The sequence below is a fragment of the Saccharomonospora sp. CUA-673 genome (assembly GCF_001942305.1).
GTDB lineage: Bacteria > Actinomycetota > Actinomycetes > Mycobacteriales > Pseudonocardiaceae > Prauserella.
This window is the reverse complement of the sequence record NZ_MKKE01000022.1, coordinates 131,303-146,849: the sequence shown is the minus strand read 5'-3', so window position 1 is coordinate 146,849 and position 15,547 is coordinate 131,303. Positions and strand designations below refer to the sequence as shown.

Below are 15,547 nucleotides of genomic sequence, written 5' to 3'. Positions count from 1 at the left end.
AAGCGTTTCGCGGTTAGCGGGCCCGGCCTCGGGGTACGCCCGATGCGCCGGCGGCAGCCGGCACCGAGCTGCCACCGCGGGCGCACCGGAGGAGGTACATGAGCCGCCGAGACCGCATCGCCGAACCGTGGGGACGTCGCACTCCGTACGGCCGCGGTGCGAGCTGGCCCGTGCGGGTCGACGCCGCGCTCGAGGACGGCATGCGTGCCGAGGACGTCGAACGGTGGGTGCCGTCGGCCTCGATCCTGCACTCCAACGGTGACGCCCTCGACATCGCAGTCTCCGGCGGGCGCATCGTCGGTGTCCGAGGCCGCGGCGACGACCGCGTCAACCACGGCCGGCTCGACCCCAAGGATCTGTTCGCGTGGCGGGCGAACGCCTCGCCGGACCGCCTGCGCGCACCGCTGGTCCGCCGCGAAGGCCGGCTGGTCGAGACCGACTGGGACACCGCGATGGACGAGATCGTCCGGACCAGTCGGCGGGTGCTCGACCGGCAGGGACCCGGCGGGATGGGCTTCTACACCAGCGGACAGCTGTTCCTGGAGGAGTACTACACGCAGGCCGTCATCGGACGCGGTGCCATCGGCACCAACCACGTCGACGGCAACACCCGGTTGTGCACCGCCACCGCCGCGCAGGCACTCAAGGAATCGTTCGGCTCCGACGGACAGCCCGGCTCGTACGGCGACATCGACCACGCCGACGTCATCGCGCTCTACGGGCACAACATGGCGGAGACGCAGACGGTGCTGTGGAGCCGGATCCTCGACCGGCTGGCCGGGCCCGAGCCGCCCCGGATCCTCTGTGTGGATCCGCGCCGCACGCCGGTGTCGGAGGCGGCGACAGTGCACCTCGCGCCCCTGCCGGGGACGAATCTGGCGCTGATGAACGGAATACTGCACGAGCTCATCACGCGTGATCTGGTCGACCGCGACTACGTCGACGCCCACACCGTCGGATTCGCCGAACTGGCCGACCGGGTGCGCGACTACCCGCCCGAGGAAGCGGGCCGGATCAGCGGGGTCGACGCCGACGACATCCGCGAGGCCGCGCAACTCGTGGCCTCGGCCGACCGGCTGTTGTCCACCGTGCTGGAGGGCTTCTACCAGTCGAACCAGGCCACCGCCGCGGCCGTGCAGGTCAACAACGTGCACCTGGTACTCGGCATGCTCGGTAGACCGGGCGCCGGCGTCCTGCAGATGAACGGCCAGCCGACGGCGCAGAACACGCGTGAGTGCGGCGCGAACGGCGATCTGTCCGGCTTTCGCAACTGGAGCAACGACGCCCACGTGGCCGAGCTCGCCGAGCTGTGGAACGTCGACGTCATGCACATCCCGCACTACGCACCGCCCACGCATGCCATGCAGATGATCCGCTACGCCGAGCAGGGCTCGCTGCGTTTTCTGTGGGTGACGGCGACGAATCCGGCCGTGTCGCTTCCGGAGCTGCGGCGCATCCGCTCCGTCCTCGGCGACGACCGGCTGTTCCTGGTGGTGCAGGATCTGTTCCGGACGGAGACGGCCGAACTCGCCGACGTCGTGCTGCCCGCGGCGACCTGGGGCGAGAAGACCGGCACGTTCACGAACTCCGACCGCACCGTGCATCTGTCGGAGAAGGCGGTCGACCCGCCGGGAGCGGCTCGGTCCGATCTGGACATCTTCCTCGACTACGCGCGGCGCATGGACTTCCGTGACGCCGACGGCGACCCGCTCCCGAACTGGCACGATCCCGAGTCGGCGTTCGAGGCGTGGAAACGGTGCAGCGCGGGCAGGCCGTGCGACTACACGGGCATCACCTACGAACGTCTGCGCACCGAGGGCGGGATCCAGTGGCCGTGCACATCGGACCGTCCGGAGGGCACCGAGCGGCTGTACACCGAGGGCGGTTTCTGGGCCGCACCCGACGTCTGCGAGGACTACGGCAAGGATCTGCTCACCGGCGCGCCGCTCGAACCGACCGAGTACCGCGCGATGAACCCGTCGGGAAAGGCGGTGCTCAAGGCCGCGGGCTATGTCCCGCCCCACGAGACGCCGACGGCTGAGCTGCCGTTCGTGCTCATCACGGGCAGAACGCTGTACCAGTTCCACACCCGCACCAAGACCGGTCGCGCCGCGCAGCTCAACGATGCCGCTCCCGAGGTGTGGGCCGAACTCTCCCGCGGTGACGCGGAACAGCTCGGCGCGGCGGAGGGCGATCTGCTCGAACTCGCCAACCCGCGAGGACGGTTGCGCGCGCGGCTTCGGGTCAGCGGAATCCGGGACGGCACGGTGTTCCTTCCGTTCCACTACGGATACTGGGACCAGGACGCCGACGACGGCCGCGCGGCGAACGAACTCACCGTCACCGACTGGGATCCGGCGTCCAAACAGCCGATCTTCAAGACCGCGGCCGTCGCCGTGCGGCGCGTCGGGGCGGGCGAGGGCATACCGGCACCCGCGCCGACGACCACGGCATCGGCGCCGGTGACCGGCGGCGTCCCACCGACCGTGGGGGACCGGCTGCCGAGGTCGACGAGTCACTCGATCCGGCCGAAGGCGTCGGCGTCGCCGGACACCACAGGGAGAATCGGGCATGAAACTGGCGTTGGCGTTACGGGAGTTACATCGTTCCGAGCGGAATCTGGCCGTGTGCCTGCTGCACGTCGCGCAGCGCCACCGCGCCGAGGCGGGCGTGAGTCACCTGGCGGGCGATCTCGCGCGTTGGTCCCGCCAGCACGTGGGCGAACTCGCCACGGTCGCAGTCGGTACGGGCTGCGCATGCGCGCCGAGCCGACCTACGGCTCGCAACAGGTCGCCCGCTTCTGGCGCGCGGCGGGGGACCGGTTCGCCACCCGGCCCGAAATGGGTCTTCTGCTGCTGGCGGATCTGCGCAAGGTCCACCGGAAGGCGGCCGGGGTGTCGGTGGACTGGGAGCTGCTGGCGCAGGGCGCGCAGGCCGCCGAGGACGGCGAACTCCTCGACCTGGCGCGGCGTTGTCACCCGCAGTGCCTGCGGCAGATGCGCTGGGCGAACGCGCGGCTCAAGGAGCTGTCACCGCAGATCCTGGTGAGCTGACCGAGGCCGTGGCCGGGTGCTCTCCGCGATGTGGGGCTCGGTGGCTCTCGTTTCGCCCGCGCCGGGCTCGGGTACGCGTCGGCGAGACCGGGCATCGAAGGTATCGAAGGGTGAGGAACGTCGATGACGGCACAACCGCCGGACCCGTCGCCTGATGAGACCCCGGGTCTCGAGCCGGGCGGCAGCGTCCGGCCCGGCGACACCCCGCCGGAGTCGGGGCAGACGTCGGGACTGTCCCACCGGGAGCCGGAACCACCGCGCGTGCTTCCGATCGCGACGGTCGCCTGACGGGTCTGGCCGTTCTCCTCGTCGTGGGGATCTTCGTCGTGATGATCGTCCAGATCTGGTGACCGGGGTCAGGAACGGCCGGTCTTCTTCTCCGCAGCTGCGGCTTGCTTCTTGGCGGCCTCTTCGCGCTTCACCTCGGCGTAGGTGGCGCGTTCGCGCTGGAGCCAGTCCGGGTTCTCGTCCTTGATCGCGTTGATCTGCTCGGTGGTGAGCGGATCCGTGAGCCCGGCGCGGGCGAGGCCGCTCATCGAGACGCCGAGCTTCGCGGCGACCACCGGACGCGGGTGCGGGCCGTTGCGCCGCAGCTCCCGCAACCACTCCGGCGGCTCGGCCTGCAACGCGTTGAGCTCGTCGCGCGACACCACGCCCTCCTGGAACTCGGCAGGGGTGGCCTCGAGGTAGACCCCCAGCTTCTTCGCCGCGGTGGCGGGCTTCATGGTCTGGGAGGTCTTGCGCGACGTCATGCCCCCAGGGTATCCGCAGGTGCGTGAGCGGCGACCACGCCCGGTAATCTGACCCGGTGAGCACCCCCGCCGAGCCCGCAGAACCGCCCGTGTTCCGGCTCGCCTACGTCCCCGGGGTCATCCCCGACAAGTGGGTGCGCATGTGGGGCGAACGTGTCCCCGACGTCCGTCTCGAACTCGTCGCCGTGCCCGCCGCCGACGCCGCCGACCTCGTGCGCGACCGCCACGTCGATGTCGTGCTGCTGCGCCTGCCCATCGACCGCTCCGGTCTGCACGCCATCCCGCTGTACACCGAGACGAGCGTGGTCGTCGTCGAGAAGGAACACGTGCTCACCGTCGCCGACGAACTGACCGTCGACGACCTCGACGACGACGTCGTCCTGCACCCCCACGACGACACGCTGGACTGGGACCGGCTGCCCGGCCGGCCCGCCGTCGCACGACCCGACACCACCGCCGGGGCGATCGAACTCGTCGCCGCCGGCGTCGGCGTGCTGATCGTGCCGCAGTCCCTCGCCCGGCTGCACCACCGCAAGAGCCTCACCTACCGGCCCCTCATCGGCACCGACGATGCACCCGTGCCGCAGTCGCAGGTGGCGCTGTCGTGGATCGAGGGTGAGACCACCGACCTCGTCGAGGAGTTCATCGGCATCGTCCGCGGCCGCACCGTCAACAGCACCCGCGGACGCGGGCCCGCCGGGGGAGAGGACGGGGCGAAGTCAGCCGGGGCGAAGGCTGGGTCCGGGAAGGCTGCTTCGAGTGGGAAATCTGCGGGCACGTCTGCTGGGAGGCAGTCGCCGAAGGGGGCGCAGCAGCGGGGTCGTCCCGGTCGGCCGGGGAAACCGGGCAGGGGTGGCAAACCCGGCAAGCCGCGTCGGCGGCGGTGAGTTCGGCGGGGCGCGTCACGCTCCGTGGTAGACGAACGTGCCGAGTCCGACGGTGAACAACAGGACGCCGTAGAGGCCGTGTTCGATCGACGCCACCAGCAGGGATCGGCTGCGCGCGTAGCGCCACGAGAACAGCAGGCCGCCGGCCGTGGTCGCGAGGATCGCGAACAGGTTCCCGAAGATGATGTGCGCGAACCCGAACGCGGCCGCGCTCGCCACGATCATGCCGACGCCCGTGCCGAACACCGGGCCGTACCGGTGGAACAGGAATGCGCGGAAGATCAGCCCCTGCGGGTACACGCTCAGCACCGGATAGCCGATCGCGATCATCGCCCACAGCGCCGGTTCGGTGCGGGGCAGGACGAACAGGTCGTCCGGCATGAACACCGCGACCCCGGCGATCGCCGCCACACAGCCGCCGCCCACGGCCCGAGAATCGACGGCAACTCGCGGCTCACCGCCCCCGCGCGCCACAGGTTGCGACGATCGAAATCCTTGGCGCGCAACAGATACACGACACAACCGATACCGAGCACGACGAGGAACGGGATCGGTGGAACGTTGTCCCCCACCGCCGCGAACGCGACGATCGCCCCGAAGAACAGCACCGCGAACTCGACCGCGAGACGGGCACGTTTCGCCGTGGACGCAGCGGCCCGCGCGGTCGCTTCCGGCGCGGCCGTTCCCGCCGGGGCGGGGGCGGACAGGGTGGTGTCGGTCGGGGTGGGGTCGGTCAGCACCCCGTCGAGAATACGTGAACACGACGTGGCCGATCAGTGTCGGCCGCCACTCGCTGCTCTCGGTGACCAAGCCCATGCGCAGGGAGGAACAGGGGCGATGCGGGCAGTCCGGGCAAATCGGTTGATAACCCGACCGGGGGATCCCTATGATCAACATCAGGAACTTCACGGCAACGTCGCCTGGCTGAGCGCTCGATGGGTCGCCCCAGGGGACCTCGATCGAGTCGGCGCATCGGAGGCCACTTGGGGTACGAGTTCGAGAACGTCGGGTTCACGGCGTTCGCGACGGTGTTGGAGCATCTCGGCGAGGATCTGCACTCGGCGAAGACGTATATCACGACACACGGGGATTTCGGATTCACCGGCGAAGGAATCCTCAACATCTTTTCCACCGCACACAGTGACGCGATGGGGAAGATCGAAAGTCAGCTCGACCATCTCCACGAATACTTCACCGACACACTGCACGGGTACCTGGGTCAGATCCAGGGTCTGTACCTGGAGCAGGAGGACGATTCGCGGGAGAAACTTCTCGAGCTCGAGCGCCTGTTCCAGCCGGATTCCGACGAGCTGGACCGGGCCCGCGCCAGCGACTCCGAGACGATCGAACCCAGTGCCGGGTTCCCGACCGTGGCCGAACCCGAGGAACGTCTGGTCGCGCCGAACGCGGACGCCGACGACGTGTACATCCAACCCGAACCCAACAACATCCTCGACCACTTCAGTGTCCAGTACCAGGTGCGGTGGATCATCACCTGGTTCGCCGACGACCCGATGGACTGGTTGGGAAAGCGGTTCGCCGGGGACTGGGAAGCGTTCCTGAACTGCGCCGAAGCTCTGGACAATCTCGCCGAATGCATCCGGGACATCATGACGAACTTCATCGCGCACGTGGAACAGCTGGAAGCAGTATGGAGCGGAAACGCCTACAGCGCCTTCAACTTCGCGCTCCGCGACATCCGTAGTCAGGTCATCGATGGGACGGTCGAGCCCATCGAGAGATTGGCCGAGAACTACCGAGACGCGGCCCGGAGCGCGGTCGACGACTACCAGGCGATCGAGCCGATCATGGGCGTCGTTGTCGACGCGATCGGTACCGCAGGGCTGAGCCTGCTCAAGAACAGCTTCAACATGCGGTCCTACTTCAACGAGGCCGTCAAACCATCGTTGGACGACGCGACCGGCAAGGCGGCGGACGCGTTGGCAGCGGCCGAGTTGAAGGAGGTCGACTTCACCGAGGTCGAGCTGGAGGAACTCAAGGAACTCCGGGGATCGGGCAACAACTTGATGCTCGACGACCAAGGCCTGCCGGTGATCGTCGACCGGTACGAGAACCTCTGAGTGGAGCGATGATTCAGGTGGACCACATCGAAGCGGCGCGCGAGCGCATTCTCGCCGAGTACGCCGAGCTCGCCCGGTCGGACCGCCGGGAACTGAGCGAACTGGCCGCCGCGATCCTCGACGGCGCGCGTCCGCGCGACCTGATGGAGAGCGGCGTGTTCGGCGATCTGTTCCAGGAAGGCTTCGCCCGGTGGGAGAACATGTCGGACGAGCAACGCGAGGAACTGCTCGCCACCGACAGCACTGTCGGCGAGGTGCTCGGCGACGAATCGCCGGCGGACGAGGACGTGCCGCCGCCCGACGACGATGACGACGAGGACTTCTCGCAGCGCAGCATCATGCGGTAGGCCCCTGGGGCGGCGGTTACGTCTGGGTGCAGACGCCTCGGACCTTCTCCGCGTAACCCGGGGTGCATTCCGGGTGGTCGGAGCCCGCGTGCAGGGCCAGGAACAGGGTCAGAGTGAGGACGACCAGGCCCGGGCCCAGGACCGTGAACGTCCACCTCGCCCAACAGCTCTTACGGCGGCAGTCCGGCGCCCACATCGACTCGTACCGCGACTCACACCGGCACGGCGGCCACAGCGTGCGATGGTGACGATGCCTGGACACAGGGGTGATCCTGCCCGGCCGCGTGGGGGTACGTGTAGCCGCTGAGTGGGGGATCGGGGGTGGGCGCTTCACGGCGTCGTGTCAGCGTTTCGCGTCGCCGTGTTGGCATTCTGGGGCGCCGTGTCAGCGTTCTGTGTCGTGGTGTTGGCAATCTGCGACGCTGTGTTGGCGGTTCGGGGCGGTGTGGGGTGCCTCGCCGGCGGGCAGGTCTCCGGGATGTTGGGGCAGCTGCGCTCCTGCTCCGTGTCATCCCGTCGACCTGCCATCCGGCTATCACGCTGACCCGAGGGGGCAAGGTTTCGAGGTTGGTTTCCGGTTTGGTTGTGGGTTGCCCCCTCGGGTCAGCGTGATCGGGCTTCGCCCAGGTCGACGGGATGACACTCCGGAGGTGGGGTCTGTTTGGTGTTTTGGGGTGGCGGTTTGGCCCTTGCTTCGCTTCGGGGGTTGGCGTTCTTGGGGGCGTGGGGTTTGTTGGGTGGCGTTTTGTGGTTCATTCTTGTGGGTGGTTCGTTTCGTGTGATTGTTCTGTAATATTAGACGGGTGAATGGTTCTGGGGATGTTGCCTCGATTGCGGTTTCGTTGCGTTCTCGGCGGGCTTGGTTGGATGCTGAGGAGATGGTGGCGTTAGCTGCTGCTGATCCTGGGGATCGACAGGGTCGGGCTTGGTTGGCTGAGGCGTTGGTGCCGGAGTATCGGGCTTCGGTGCGGTTTGTTGAGGCTCGGATTGCTCATGCGTCGAGTCTGGTTTCGCGGATGCCTCGGCTGTTGGACGCGATGAAGAGCGGGTTGATCGAGTACTACCCCGCCTCGCGGGTCTTGGATGTCACCGCGCCGTTGTCGGACGAGCAGGCCCGCGAGGTGGATGTCCAGCTTTCGGAGAAGCTGTCGTCTGCGGCCGGGACGACGTGGCAGCCACACAACCTCGTACGCATCGTCGGACGACTGGTGGAGAAGGTTGATCCCGGGGGTCGGGTTGAGCGGGCCCGCAAGGCTGAGGCAGACCGCAAGGTGGTGGTCGAGCACGGCGACCACGTCCAATCGGAGTTGATCGTCTCAACCCGGTCCGAGGTGGTGTCCGCCTGCTACTCGCGGGTGGATGCCATGGCTCGGCAGCTGCGGAAGAAGGGCGAGTCCCGCACGTTGGAGCAGCTCCGCACCGATGTGGCCGTCGACCTGTTGCTGGGTAACGATCCCGGTGCACAGGTGCCTCAGGCGGCCGCGATGGTGTACCTGCACATGCCCGTCGACACCGCCCTGTCGTACTCCGAGACCGGGGTTGAGCTGGACGGCTACGGGCCCATCCCCGGCACCCTCGGCCGAGAGATCATGACCAACCCCCAGAGCGTACTGCGCAAGGTCATCTGCGACCCCGCCACCGGCGACCCCGTCGATCTGGGTCGGTCGCGGTATCGCCCGACTACCACCCTCCGCGAAGCCATCCGGGTCCGCGACCGGGAGTGCACCATCCCGTGGTGCCGACGGCCCGCACGCCATTGCGACACCGACCACGTCCAAGAATGGGTCCGTGACCACGGGCCGACCTCACTGGCCAACCTCGCCGCACGGTGCCGACGTCATCACCGCATGAAGAACACACCCGGCTGGACAACCCGCCACGACCCCACCCACGGGACCACCACGGTCACCACGCCGCTCGGCCGCACGCACACCGGACGTCGCACATCGATCCTGACCCCGAAGATACCGCCGAAGCCCCCGCAGTCGACCGATCCGAACGCCCCGCCTCCCTTCTGACCTGGCGAAACGCAGTCAGTCGCGCGGGCGGATGCCGCGCCGCGTGCCCGTCTTGCCGCACCAGCGGCACGGGCGAGGGCGGACGGCGGTGTGCGGCTCGTTGTCGACCACCGAGAACAGCGGCTGCGGCGTGTAACCGTCGCCGCTGCACGCCTGACACACCGTGTTGATCATGGTGGCGGCTCTCCGCGAGTCATCTGAGTAAATGCTGCTCATCCAGGGTGCCCCACGATCGACAGGTTCCGCGTCCACGCGCATTCTGCACGGTCCTCGTCCCGACGCTGCGCTCGGCCTGGTCGGTCACCCAGGGTGCCTGCGCTAAAATCCCTGGTCACGCGAATCGAAGGTGGGTGCTGCGTGCGTTCGGTGGGACGGACCTTTGCCGTGCTCCGGGCCTTCTCGGCCGACCAGCCCGAGCTGACCCTCACCGAGGTCGCCCGCGCCAGCGGCCTCGACAGGGCAGGAGCGCGGCGCATCCTGCTCGCCCTCATCGAACTCGGCTACGTCCGCCACGAGAACCGCCGCTTCGCCCTCACCCCGCAGGTCCTCGAATTCGGCCACGCCTATCTATCGAGCCGCTCGCTCCCACAGATCGCCGAACCCCACCTGCGCCGGCTCACCGCCGAAGTACGCGAAATGACCGCCCTGGCCGTCCTCGAAGACACCGAAATCCGCTACGTCGCCCAGGTGCCCAGCCCCAAACTGCTCAGCGTCGAAATCCCCGTCGGCACCCGCCTGCCCGCCCACGCCACCTCCATGGGCAAAGTGCTCCTCGCCGCCATCGCCCCCGAACGCCTCGAAGCAGGCCTGCGCACCACCGAACTACCCGCCCTCACCCAACACACCGTCACCACCCGCAAAGACCTGCTGGCCGAACTGGCCGAGATCCGCAAACAGGGCTACGTCATCACCGACGACGAACTCGAAGAAGGCCTCCGCGGCGTCGCCGTCCCCGTGCACGACACCGACGGCCGTGTGTGCGCCGCCGCCAACGTCTCCCTCGACGTGCACTCCTCCACCGAAGAAGGCGTCCGCCGCGAGATCGTCCCCCTCCTCGCCCGCACCGCGGCCCGCATCGAAGCCGACCTGCAGCTCGGACCGCGGCGCAGGTGAACCCACCCGCGCCGCGGTCCCAACCACGCCCGTCCGGCGCGACACGCCGCCCGAACGGTCAGTCGGCCAGCTCGGCCAGATAGCCCTTCTCGGCCACGTGGATATAGAAATCCGGCTCCCGGTCGTCGGCGGCCGTCTCCTGGAAATCGCCGAACGTGTTGATCTGCTGGAACCCGACATCCCGCAGCAACCCGCGCAGATAGTCCCGACGCAACGGGAACATGTTCAAGAAGTACTCGCCGCCGTCGTCGAAGCTGTACTTGTACCGAGCCAACCCCTCGTCGACGTGATCCGGCACCGCGTTGACCTCTTCACCGCAGTAGTAATAGCTGCTCTTACCCGTCGTCTTGCCGTCGAGCAGCGCATCGTAATTCCGCTGATCGATGATCAACACGCCGTCGTGCTTGAGCACCGAGTAGAACTCGGCCAACGCCTTCCGCCGATCGTGCTCCGAGAACAGGTGCGTGAACGAGTTGCCCAGGCAGATCACCGCATCGAACTCGCCGTGCACATCCCGCTTCAACGTCCGCCAATCCGCGTGCACCAGCTCCAACAGATGGCCGCCGTTCGCCAACCCGTTACGGAACGCCTTCGCCAACATCTGCGGACTGCCGTCGGCGCTGACCGTGTCGAACCCGGCCTCCGCCAACTGCACCGAGTGGAACCCCGTGCCCGTCGCCGCATCCAACACCCGCTTCGCACCGCGCGTCTTCAGCTGGTCGACGAAGAAGCGCCCCTCACCCTCGGCGCGCCGCGGCCAGTCGATCAGGTCGTCCCACTTGTCGACGATGCCGCCCACGTACTCCTGGGCGTAGTGGTCGCTCTCCCGCACCGCGATCGGGTCGTCCCCGAACTCCTGCTCGTGCACCCGGAAGAAATCACTCGTGCTGTCGACCTGAAGGTCTTTAGACATTGTCCCTTTCCCTGATTGCTCGAAAACGAACGCGCGCGTCGGCGGATGTGCCGATTCTTCAATTTCGACGTCGCCGACAACGTTAATCGCACGCAGAATCGGGGCAAGGCCGCCGAGCGCCCCGCAGCGCGCGTCCCGCGCCCGTAGGCGCGCCCTTCCCGGACGCGGCAAAGCGGTCACGACCAGCGGGTTCACCACACCCCGGCGCGGCCCGTCGGCACGCCCGAAAACTGATCGTCGCCCTGTTCGCCCAGCGAACCCCGGGTGTCACCGGGCGAACAGCCGCCGACTCGGCCCGACGTTCGCGGCGCGACCACGGCGGTCGCTCAGCGAACCGGACACCCGGCACTCGGCCGGTCGCGGCCGCGGTGTGGACAGCGGCTGTGACCTGCGGATTCGTGTGCAGCAGTCGAGTCCGTAGAACCGGGCAGTGGTCCATGTCACAGCGAAGCGGGAGCACGGATGTGCCTAATCTCGGCGACTGATCAGGCCACCCGCGCGGTGGCTCGTTCGACCTCGACGTGGCGGAAGGACGGCAGATGACCGGGCGCATTCGGAATCGGGCACTCGCGGCGAAGGTGATGGACGCCGCCGCGGCGGCAGACCTCATCGACAGCGGCGACAACGTCGGCATGAGCGGTTTCACCGGCGCCGGCTACCCGAAGGACGTGCCGGGGGCGCTGGCCAAACGCGTCGCCACGGCCGGCGAACGCGGCGAACCCATGAAGGTCGGCCTGTGGACCGGCGCCTCCACCGCCCCCGAACTCGACGGCGCGCTCGCCGAGGTCGAGGGCATCGAGATGCGCCTGCCGTACCAGTCGGACTCCGTCACCCGCGCCAAGATCAACGACGGGCGGATGGACTACACCGACATCCACCTCTCGCACGTCGCTCAGCGCGTGTGGCAGGGCGTGTTCGGCAGCCTCGACGTGGCGGTCGTCGAGGTCAGCGGCATCACCGAGGACGGCAAACTCGTCCCGTCGTCGTCCATCGGCAACAACAAGACCTGGCTCGACCAGGCCGACCGCGTGATCCTCGAGGTCAACTCGTGGCAGAGCGAGCACCTCGAAGGCATGCACGACGTCTACTACGGCACCGCGCTGCCGCCGCACCGCACACCCGTGCCGATCACCAGGCCCGAGGACCGCATCGGCGTGCCCTACCTCGAGTGCCCCGCCGACAAGGTGATCGCCGTCGTGCCCACCGAGGCGCCCGACCGCAACTCGGCGTTCACCCCGGTCGACGAGACGTCCCGGCGGATCGCCGGGCACGTCCTCGACTTCTTCGACCTTGAGGTGCTCGCCGGGCGCCTGCCCGTGGAACTGCTGCCGCTGCAGTCCGGCGTCGGCAATGTGGCGAACGCCGTGCTCGCCGGACTGCGCGAGGGCCCGTTCGACGGCATGACCGCCTACACCGAGGTCATTCAGGACGGCATGCTCGACCTCATCGAATCGGGCAAGCTGCGGATGGCGTCGGCGACCGCGTTCTCCCTGAGCTCGTCGGCCGTCGACCGGTTCAACGGTCGTGCCGCCGACTTCCGCGACCGGATCCTGTTGCGCCCCCAGGAGATCAGCAATCACCCCGAGGTCGTGCGCAGGCTGGGCTGTCTGGCGATGAACGGCATCGTCGAGGCCGACATGTACGGCAACATCAACTCCACGCACCTGATGGGCAGCCGCATCCAGAACGGCATCGGCGGCTCCGGCGACTTCGCCCGCAACGCCTATGTGTCGATCTTCGTGACCCCGTCCGTCGCCAAGGGCGGGGCCGTGTCGGCGATCGTGCCGATGGTCTCGCACGTCGACCACACCGAGCACGACGTCGACGTGATCGTCACCGAACAGGGCCTCGCCGACCTGCGCGGACTCTCGCCCCGGCGGCGCGCCGAGCTGATCATCGAACGCTGCGCCCACCCCGACTTCCGGCCGATGCTGCGCGACTACCTGGAGCGCGCGACGGCCTCGGCGTACGGCAAGCACACCCCGCACCTGCTCGGCGAATCGCTGTCCTGGCACCAGCGATTCATCGACACCGGCACGATGCACGCCTGAGCCGGGCGGGGGCCACCGGTTCCGCCCTGGGTGTGAACCGGCGTTTCACATCCGGCTGTCGGCCCGCCGTCTTGGCAACATGGGCGCATGGCGTCACAGGATGAGCCGTACTGGACCAGCGACGACTGGCACGCCGGCGACGATTCGTTCAGACCGCTGCGCACGGAGACCCGGGCCAAGCTGATCGCGGCTCTCGTCGTCGGTCCGGTCGCGTGGGTGATCACGTTGTGGGCCGTCGGGTGGCTGGTGCAGCGGACGCAGGTCATCGCCTTCGGCCTGCTGGTGACGCTCGGGTCGTTCGCGTTCTGGATGCTCGTGCTGCCGCTCCTGCGGTGGGATCGGATCCGGCAGGCGCGGCGCTACTCGGCACCCGCGGCCGAGGACCGGAACCGGTACCGCTTCGGCGACGGGCGGCCGTGACGATGACCTTCCTGACCGCGTTGCAGATCCTGTTGGGTGTCGTCGCGCTGTACCCGCCGGTGACCGCCGCGATGTGGATCGCGGGCGGCATCTGGCACCGCGTCCTCGACGAACGCATCGGCACGACGATGCCGCCGGAAGGCTGGCCCGGTGTCACGATCCTGATCCCCGCCTACAACGAGGGGCCGACCATCGCCACGTCGGTGCGCGCAGCCCTCGCGTCGAACTATCCGGAGTTCGAGGTGCTGGTGCTCGACGACGGCTCCAGCGACGACACCGCCGAACGCGCGCGCGAGGTCGTGGCAGGCGACCGCCGGGCACGGGTGATCGAGGACCCCGTGAACCAGGGCAAGGGGGAGCGACTCAACATCGGGTTCGGACTGGCGAAGTATCCGCTCGTGGTGGTGACCGACGCGGACTCGCACCTGCATCCCGAGGCGTTGCGGTACCTGGCGGCGGTGATGGAGTCGTCGCCGCAGTTGGCGGCCGTCACCGGCGCGCCGCACGTCACCAACCGGGCCACGATTCTGGCCGAACTGCAGGTGCTCGAGGCCGCCGCGGTGATCGGGTTGATCCGCCGGACCCAGACGTTGACCGGACGTGTCGGCACCGTGGCCGGCGTGCTCGGCATGTTCCGCAAGGGCCGGGTGCTGGCGGTCGGCGGTTACGACGGCCGGATGGCGACCGAGGACATCGACCTCACGTGGCGACTGCTGCTGTCCGGGTGGACCACGGCGCAGGCTCCGCACGCGCTCGTCGGCATGCAGGTCCCGCAGAAGCTGAAAGCGCTGTGGTCACAACGGAAACGCTGGGCCCGCGGGCAGGGCGAGGTGCTGCACAAGTACCTGCCGCAGGTCTGGCGATGGCGAAACCGGCACCTGTGGCTGCTGGCCGCCGAGTCGGTGCTGTCCATGGTGTGGGTGATCTGCTTCGCGCTGTCCCTCGTGCTGTCGGTGCTCAACGTGTTCCTGGGACATGCGCTGGGATTCTTCGCGTTCGGCCTCGGCTGGGGCGCGGCCATCGCGATCGTCGCGACCGTCCAGCTGTGTGTGGCGGTGTCGTTGCGGCACAAGTACGGCCGGTTCGACCACCGGGCGTTGCTGCTCGGCGCCCTGTACCCGGTCGCCTACTGGAGCATCTCGGCGTTGGCGGCGCTGCGCTCCCAGATCGTGGCGTTCTTCCGCGGCCCACCCGAACGGCATGCGACGTGGTCGATCGCCAGGGAGTCCGTCGACGGCGACGACGCCCCGGGCAAGAGCACCTCGGACGGTTGACGAGCCGGCCTGGTTGTTTGGTCCTATGTCGACGGTCAGCCCGTGGGGAATTGCCACCGTGTCGGCATGAAGTTTCCCTCGGCGGGGAAGGCGAAGGCCGTCGTCGGGGTGATCTCGTGGATGCCGAACGGAGGTCCGCCCGACGTGGGAGCGCTGTAGGGCGCGTCGATCGCGTCGCCGGTGACGGTGGTCGGCCAGCCGTAGACCGTTTCGAAGACCTCCGACGCGTGTTGCAGGGTGTCGCGATCGGACACCCGCGTCGCCGTGCCCTCCACGACCAGATGCGCCCCGGCTGCCTGCGTGGTGACGACACACCGGCCGTCCGCGGCGAGGTTCCTGCTCTTGCGGGAGCTGTCCTTGGAGGACACGAACACGCTCGAGCCCGACCATACGGCGAACACCGGCACGACGTGCGGAGCGCCGCCTGGTCGGACGGTTGCCAGCCAGCAGAACGTGTCCGTGTTGAGCCCCTGCTCGGCCTCGCTCCAGTCGAGGGTCGGCGCGCTCGCCGGGGCGGCCAGCTCCGTGCCCCGGCCGGTGGGCGGTATCGCTCGGACGATCGGTTCGATGGTGGTCACGACTCCTCCTCGACTGCTTGTGTTTTGCAAGTGCTTGTACGGTAGGTCTGACTGGTGCGA

The 15,547-nt window shown here is 68.4% G+C and carries 14 protein-coding genes and 2 pseudogenes; 10 read left to right on the top strand and 6 right to left on the bottom strand.

The window, feature by feature from the left end:
• Nucleotides 1-98 precede the first annotated feature (98 nt).
• Nucleotides 99-2,408 (top strand): annotated as a pseudogene (locus tag BJF85_RS11945) (molybdopterin oxidoreductase family protein); the annotation flags it as partial.
• A 768-nt stretch (nucleotides 2,409-3,176) separates the two neighbouring features.
• Nucleotides 3,177-3,403: pseudogene (locus BJF85_RS11935) on the top strand (DUF6480 family protein).
• A gap of 6 nt (nucleotides 3,404-3,409) precedes the next feature.
• On the opposite strand, the gene BJF85_RS11930 reads toward BJF85_RS11935, so the two are convergent.
• Nucleotides 3,410-3,805, bottom strand: coding sequence for a DUF5997 family protein (locus BJF85_RS11930; RefSeq protein ID WP_075847370.1), 396 nt, complete (start codon nucleotides 3,803-3,805; stop codon nucleotides 3,410-3,412).
• A 140-nt stretch (nucleotides 3,806-3,945) separates the two neighbouring features.
• Here BJF85_RS11930 and BJF85_RS11925 point away from each other — a divergent pair, with 140 nt between their 5' ends.
• The gene (locus BJF85_RS11925) at nucleotides 3,946-4,692 is read left to right on the top strand and encodes a LysR substrate-binding domain-containing protein (protein WP_083666308.1); all 747 of its coding nucleotides are present in this window, start codon (nucleotides 3,946-3,948) and stop codon (nucleotides 4,690-4,692) included.
• Between the two features lie 15 nt (nucleotides 4,693-4,707).
• Here the strand turns inward: BJF85_RS11925 and BJF85_RS27965 are convergent, their stop codons facing one another.
• Nucleotides 4,708-5,118, bottom strand: coding sequence for a CPBP family intramembrane glutamic endopeptidase (locus BJF85_RS27965; RefSeq protein ID WP_158056907.1), 411 nt, complete (start codon nucleotides 5,116-5,118; stop codon nucleotides 4,708-4,710).
• A gap of 557 nt (nucleotides 5,119-5,675) precedes the next feature.
• Here BJF85_RS27965 and BJF85_RS11915 point away from each other — a divergent pair.
• Together BJF85_RS11915 and BJF85_RS11910 are read left to right on the top strand one after the other, a co-directional pair.
• Nucleotides 5,676-6,773, top strand: coding sequence for a WXG100 family type VII secretion target (locus BJF85_RS11915; protein ID WP_075847366.1), 1,098 nt, complete (start codon nucleotides 5,676-5,678; stop codon nucleotides 6,771-6,773).
• 8 nt (nucleotides 6,774-6,781) lie between these two features.
• Complete coding sequence (locus BJF85_RS11910; RefSeq protein WP_075847364.1) at nucleotides 6,782-7,120, top strand: hypothetical protein; 339 nt, start codon at nucleotides 6,782-6,784, stop codon at nucleotides 7,118-7,120.
• A 16-nt stretch (nucleotides 7,121-7,136) separates the two neighbouring features.
• On the opposite strand, the gene BJF85_RS11905 is transcribed toward BJF85_RS11910, so the two are convergent.
• Nucleotides 7,137-7,382, bottom strand: a complete 246-nt coding sequence (locus tag BJF85_RS11905) for a hypothetical protein (protein WP_139320591.1) — start codon at nucleotides 7,380-7,382, stop codon at nucleotides 7,137-7,139.
• A 616-nt stretch (nucleotides 7,383-7,998) separates the two neighbouring features.
• On the opposite strand from BJF85_RS11905, the gene BJF85_RS11900 reads away from it, so the two are divergent.
• On the top strand, nucleotides 7,999-9,138 hold the full coding sequence (locus BJF85_RS11900) for an HNH endonuclease signature motif containing protein (RefSeq protein ID WP_139320590.1): 1,140 nt from the start codon (nucleotides 7,999-8,001) through the stop codon (nucleotides 9,136-9,138).
• Between the two features lie 15 nt (nucleotides 9,139-9,153).
• On the opposite strand, the gene BJF85_RS28445 is transcribed toward BJF85_RS11900, so the two are convergent.
• Nucleotides 9,154-9,312, bottom strand: a complete 159-nt coding sequence (locus BJF85_RS28445) for a hypothetical protein (protein ID WP_187346903.1) — start codon at nucleotides 9,310-9,312, stop codon at nucleotides 9,154-9,156.
• Nucleotides 9,313-9,495: 183 nt separating this feature from the next.
• Between BJF85_RS28445 and BJF85_RS11895 the strand changes: the two genes are divergently transcribed.
• A complete protein-coding gene (locus BJF85_RS11895) occupies nucleotides 9,496-10,251 on the top strand; it encodes an IclR family transcriptional regulator C-terminal domain-containing protein (RefSeq protein WP_139320588.1) in 756 nt (251 codons plus the stop codon).
• A 58-nt stretch (nucleotides 10,252-10,309) separates the two neighbouring features.
• On the opposite strand, the gene BJF85_RS11890 is transcribed toward BJF85_RS11895, so the two are convergent.
• On the bottom strand, nucleotides 10,310-11,164 hold the full coding sequence (locus tag BJF85_RS11890) for a class I SAM-dependent methyltransferase (protein WP_075847356.1): 855 nt from the start codon (nucleotides 11,162-11,164) through the stop codon (nucleotides 10,310-10,312).
• A 539-nt stretch (nucleotides 11,165-11,703) separates the two neighbouring features.
• Between BJF85_RS11890 and BJF85_RS11885 the strand changes: the two genes are divergently transcribed.
• From BJF85_RS11885 to BJF85_RS11875, 3 genes are all read left to right on the top strand, one after another.
• The gene (locus tag BJF85_RS11885; RefSeq protein WP_075847354.1) at nucleotides 11,704-13,215 is read left to right on the top strand and encodes an acetyl-CoA hydrolase/transferase family protein; all 1,512 of its coding nucleotides are present in this window, start codon (nucleotides 11,704-11,706) and stop codon (nucleotides 13,213-13,215) included.
• Nucleotides 13,216-13,302: 87 nt separating this feature from the next.
• Nucleotides 13,303-13,635 carry a magnesium transporter gene (locus BJF85_RS11880; RefSeq protein ID WP_075847352.1) on the top strand — a complete coding sequence of 111 codons (333 nt, stop codon included), beginning with the start codon at nucleotides 13,303-13,305 and terminating at the stop codon, nucleotides 13,633-13,635.
• A 2-nt stretch (nucleotides 13,636-13,637) separates the two neighbouring features.
• Nucleotides 13,638-14,909: a glycosyltransferase family 2 protein gene (locus BJF85_RS11875; protein WP_158056903.1), complete on the top strand. Its 1,272-nt coding sequence runs from the start codon at nucleotides 13,638-13,640 to the stop codon at nucleotides 14,907-14,909.
• A gap of 35 nt (nucleotides 14,910-14,944) precedes the next feature.
• Here BJF85_RS11875 and BJF85_RS11870 read toward each other — a convergent pair whose 3' ends face one another.
• Complete coding sequence (locus BJF85_RS11870) at nucleotides 14,945-15,487, bottom strand: pyridoxamine 5'-phosphate oxidase family protein (RefSeq protein ID WP_075847348.1); 543 nt, start codon at nucleotides 15,485-15,487, stop codon at nucleotides 14,945-14,947.
• Nucleotides 15,488-15,547: the final 60 nt, after the last annotated feature.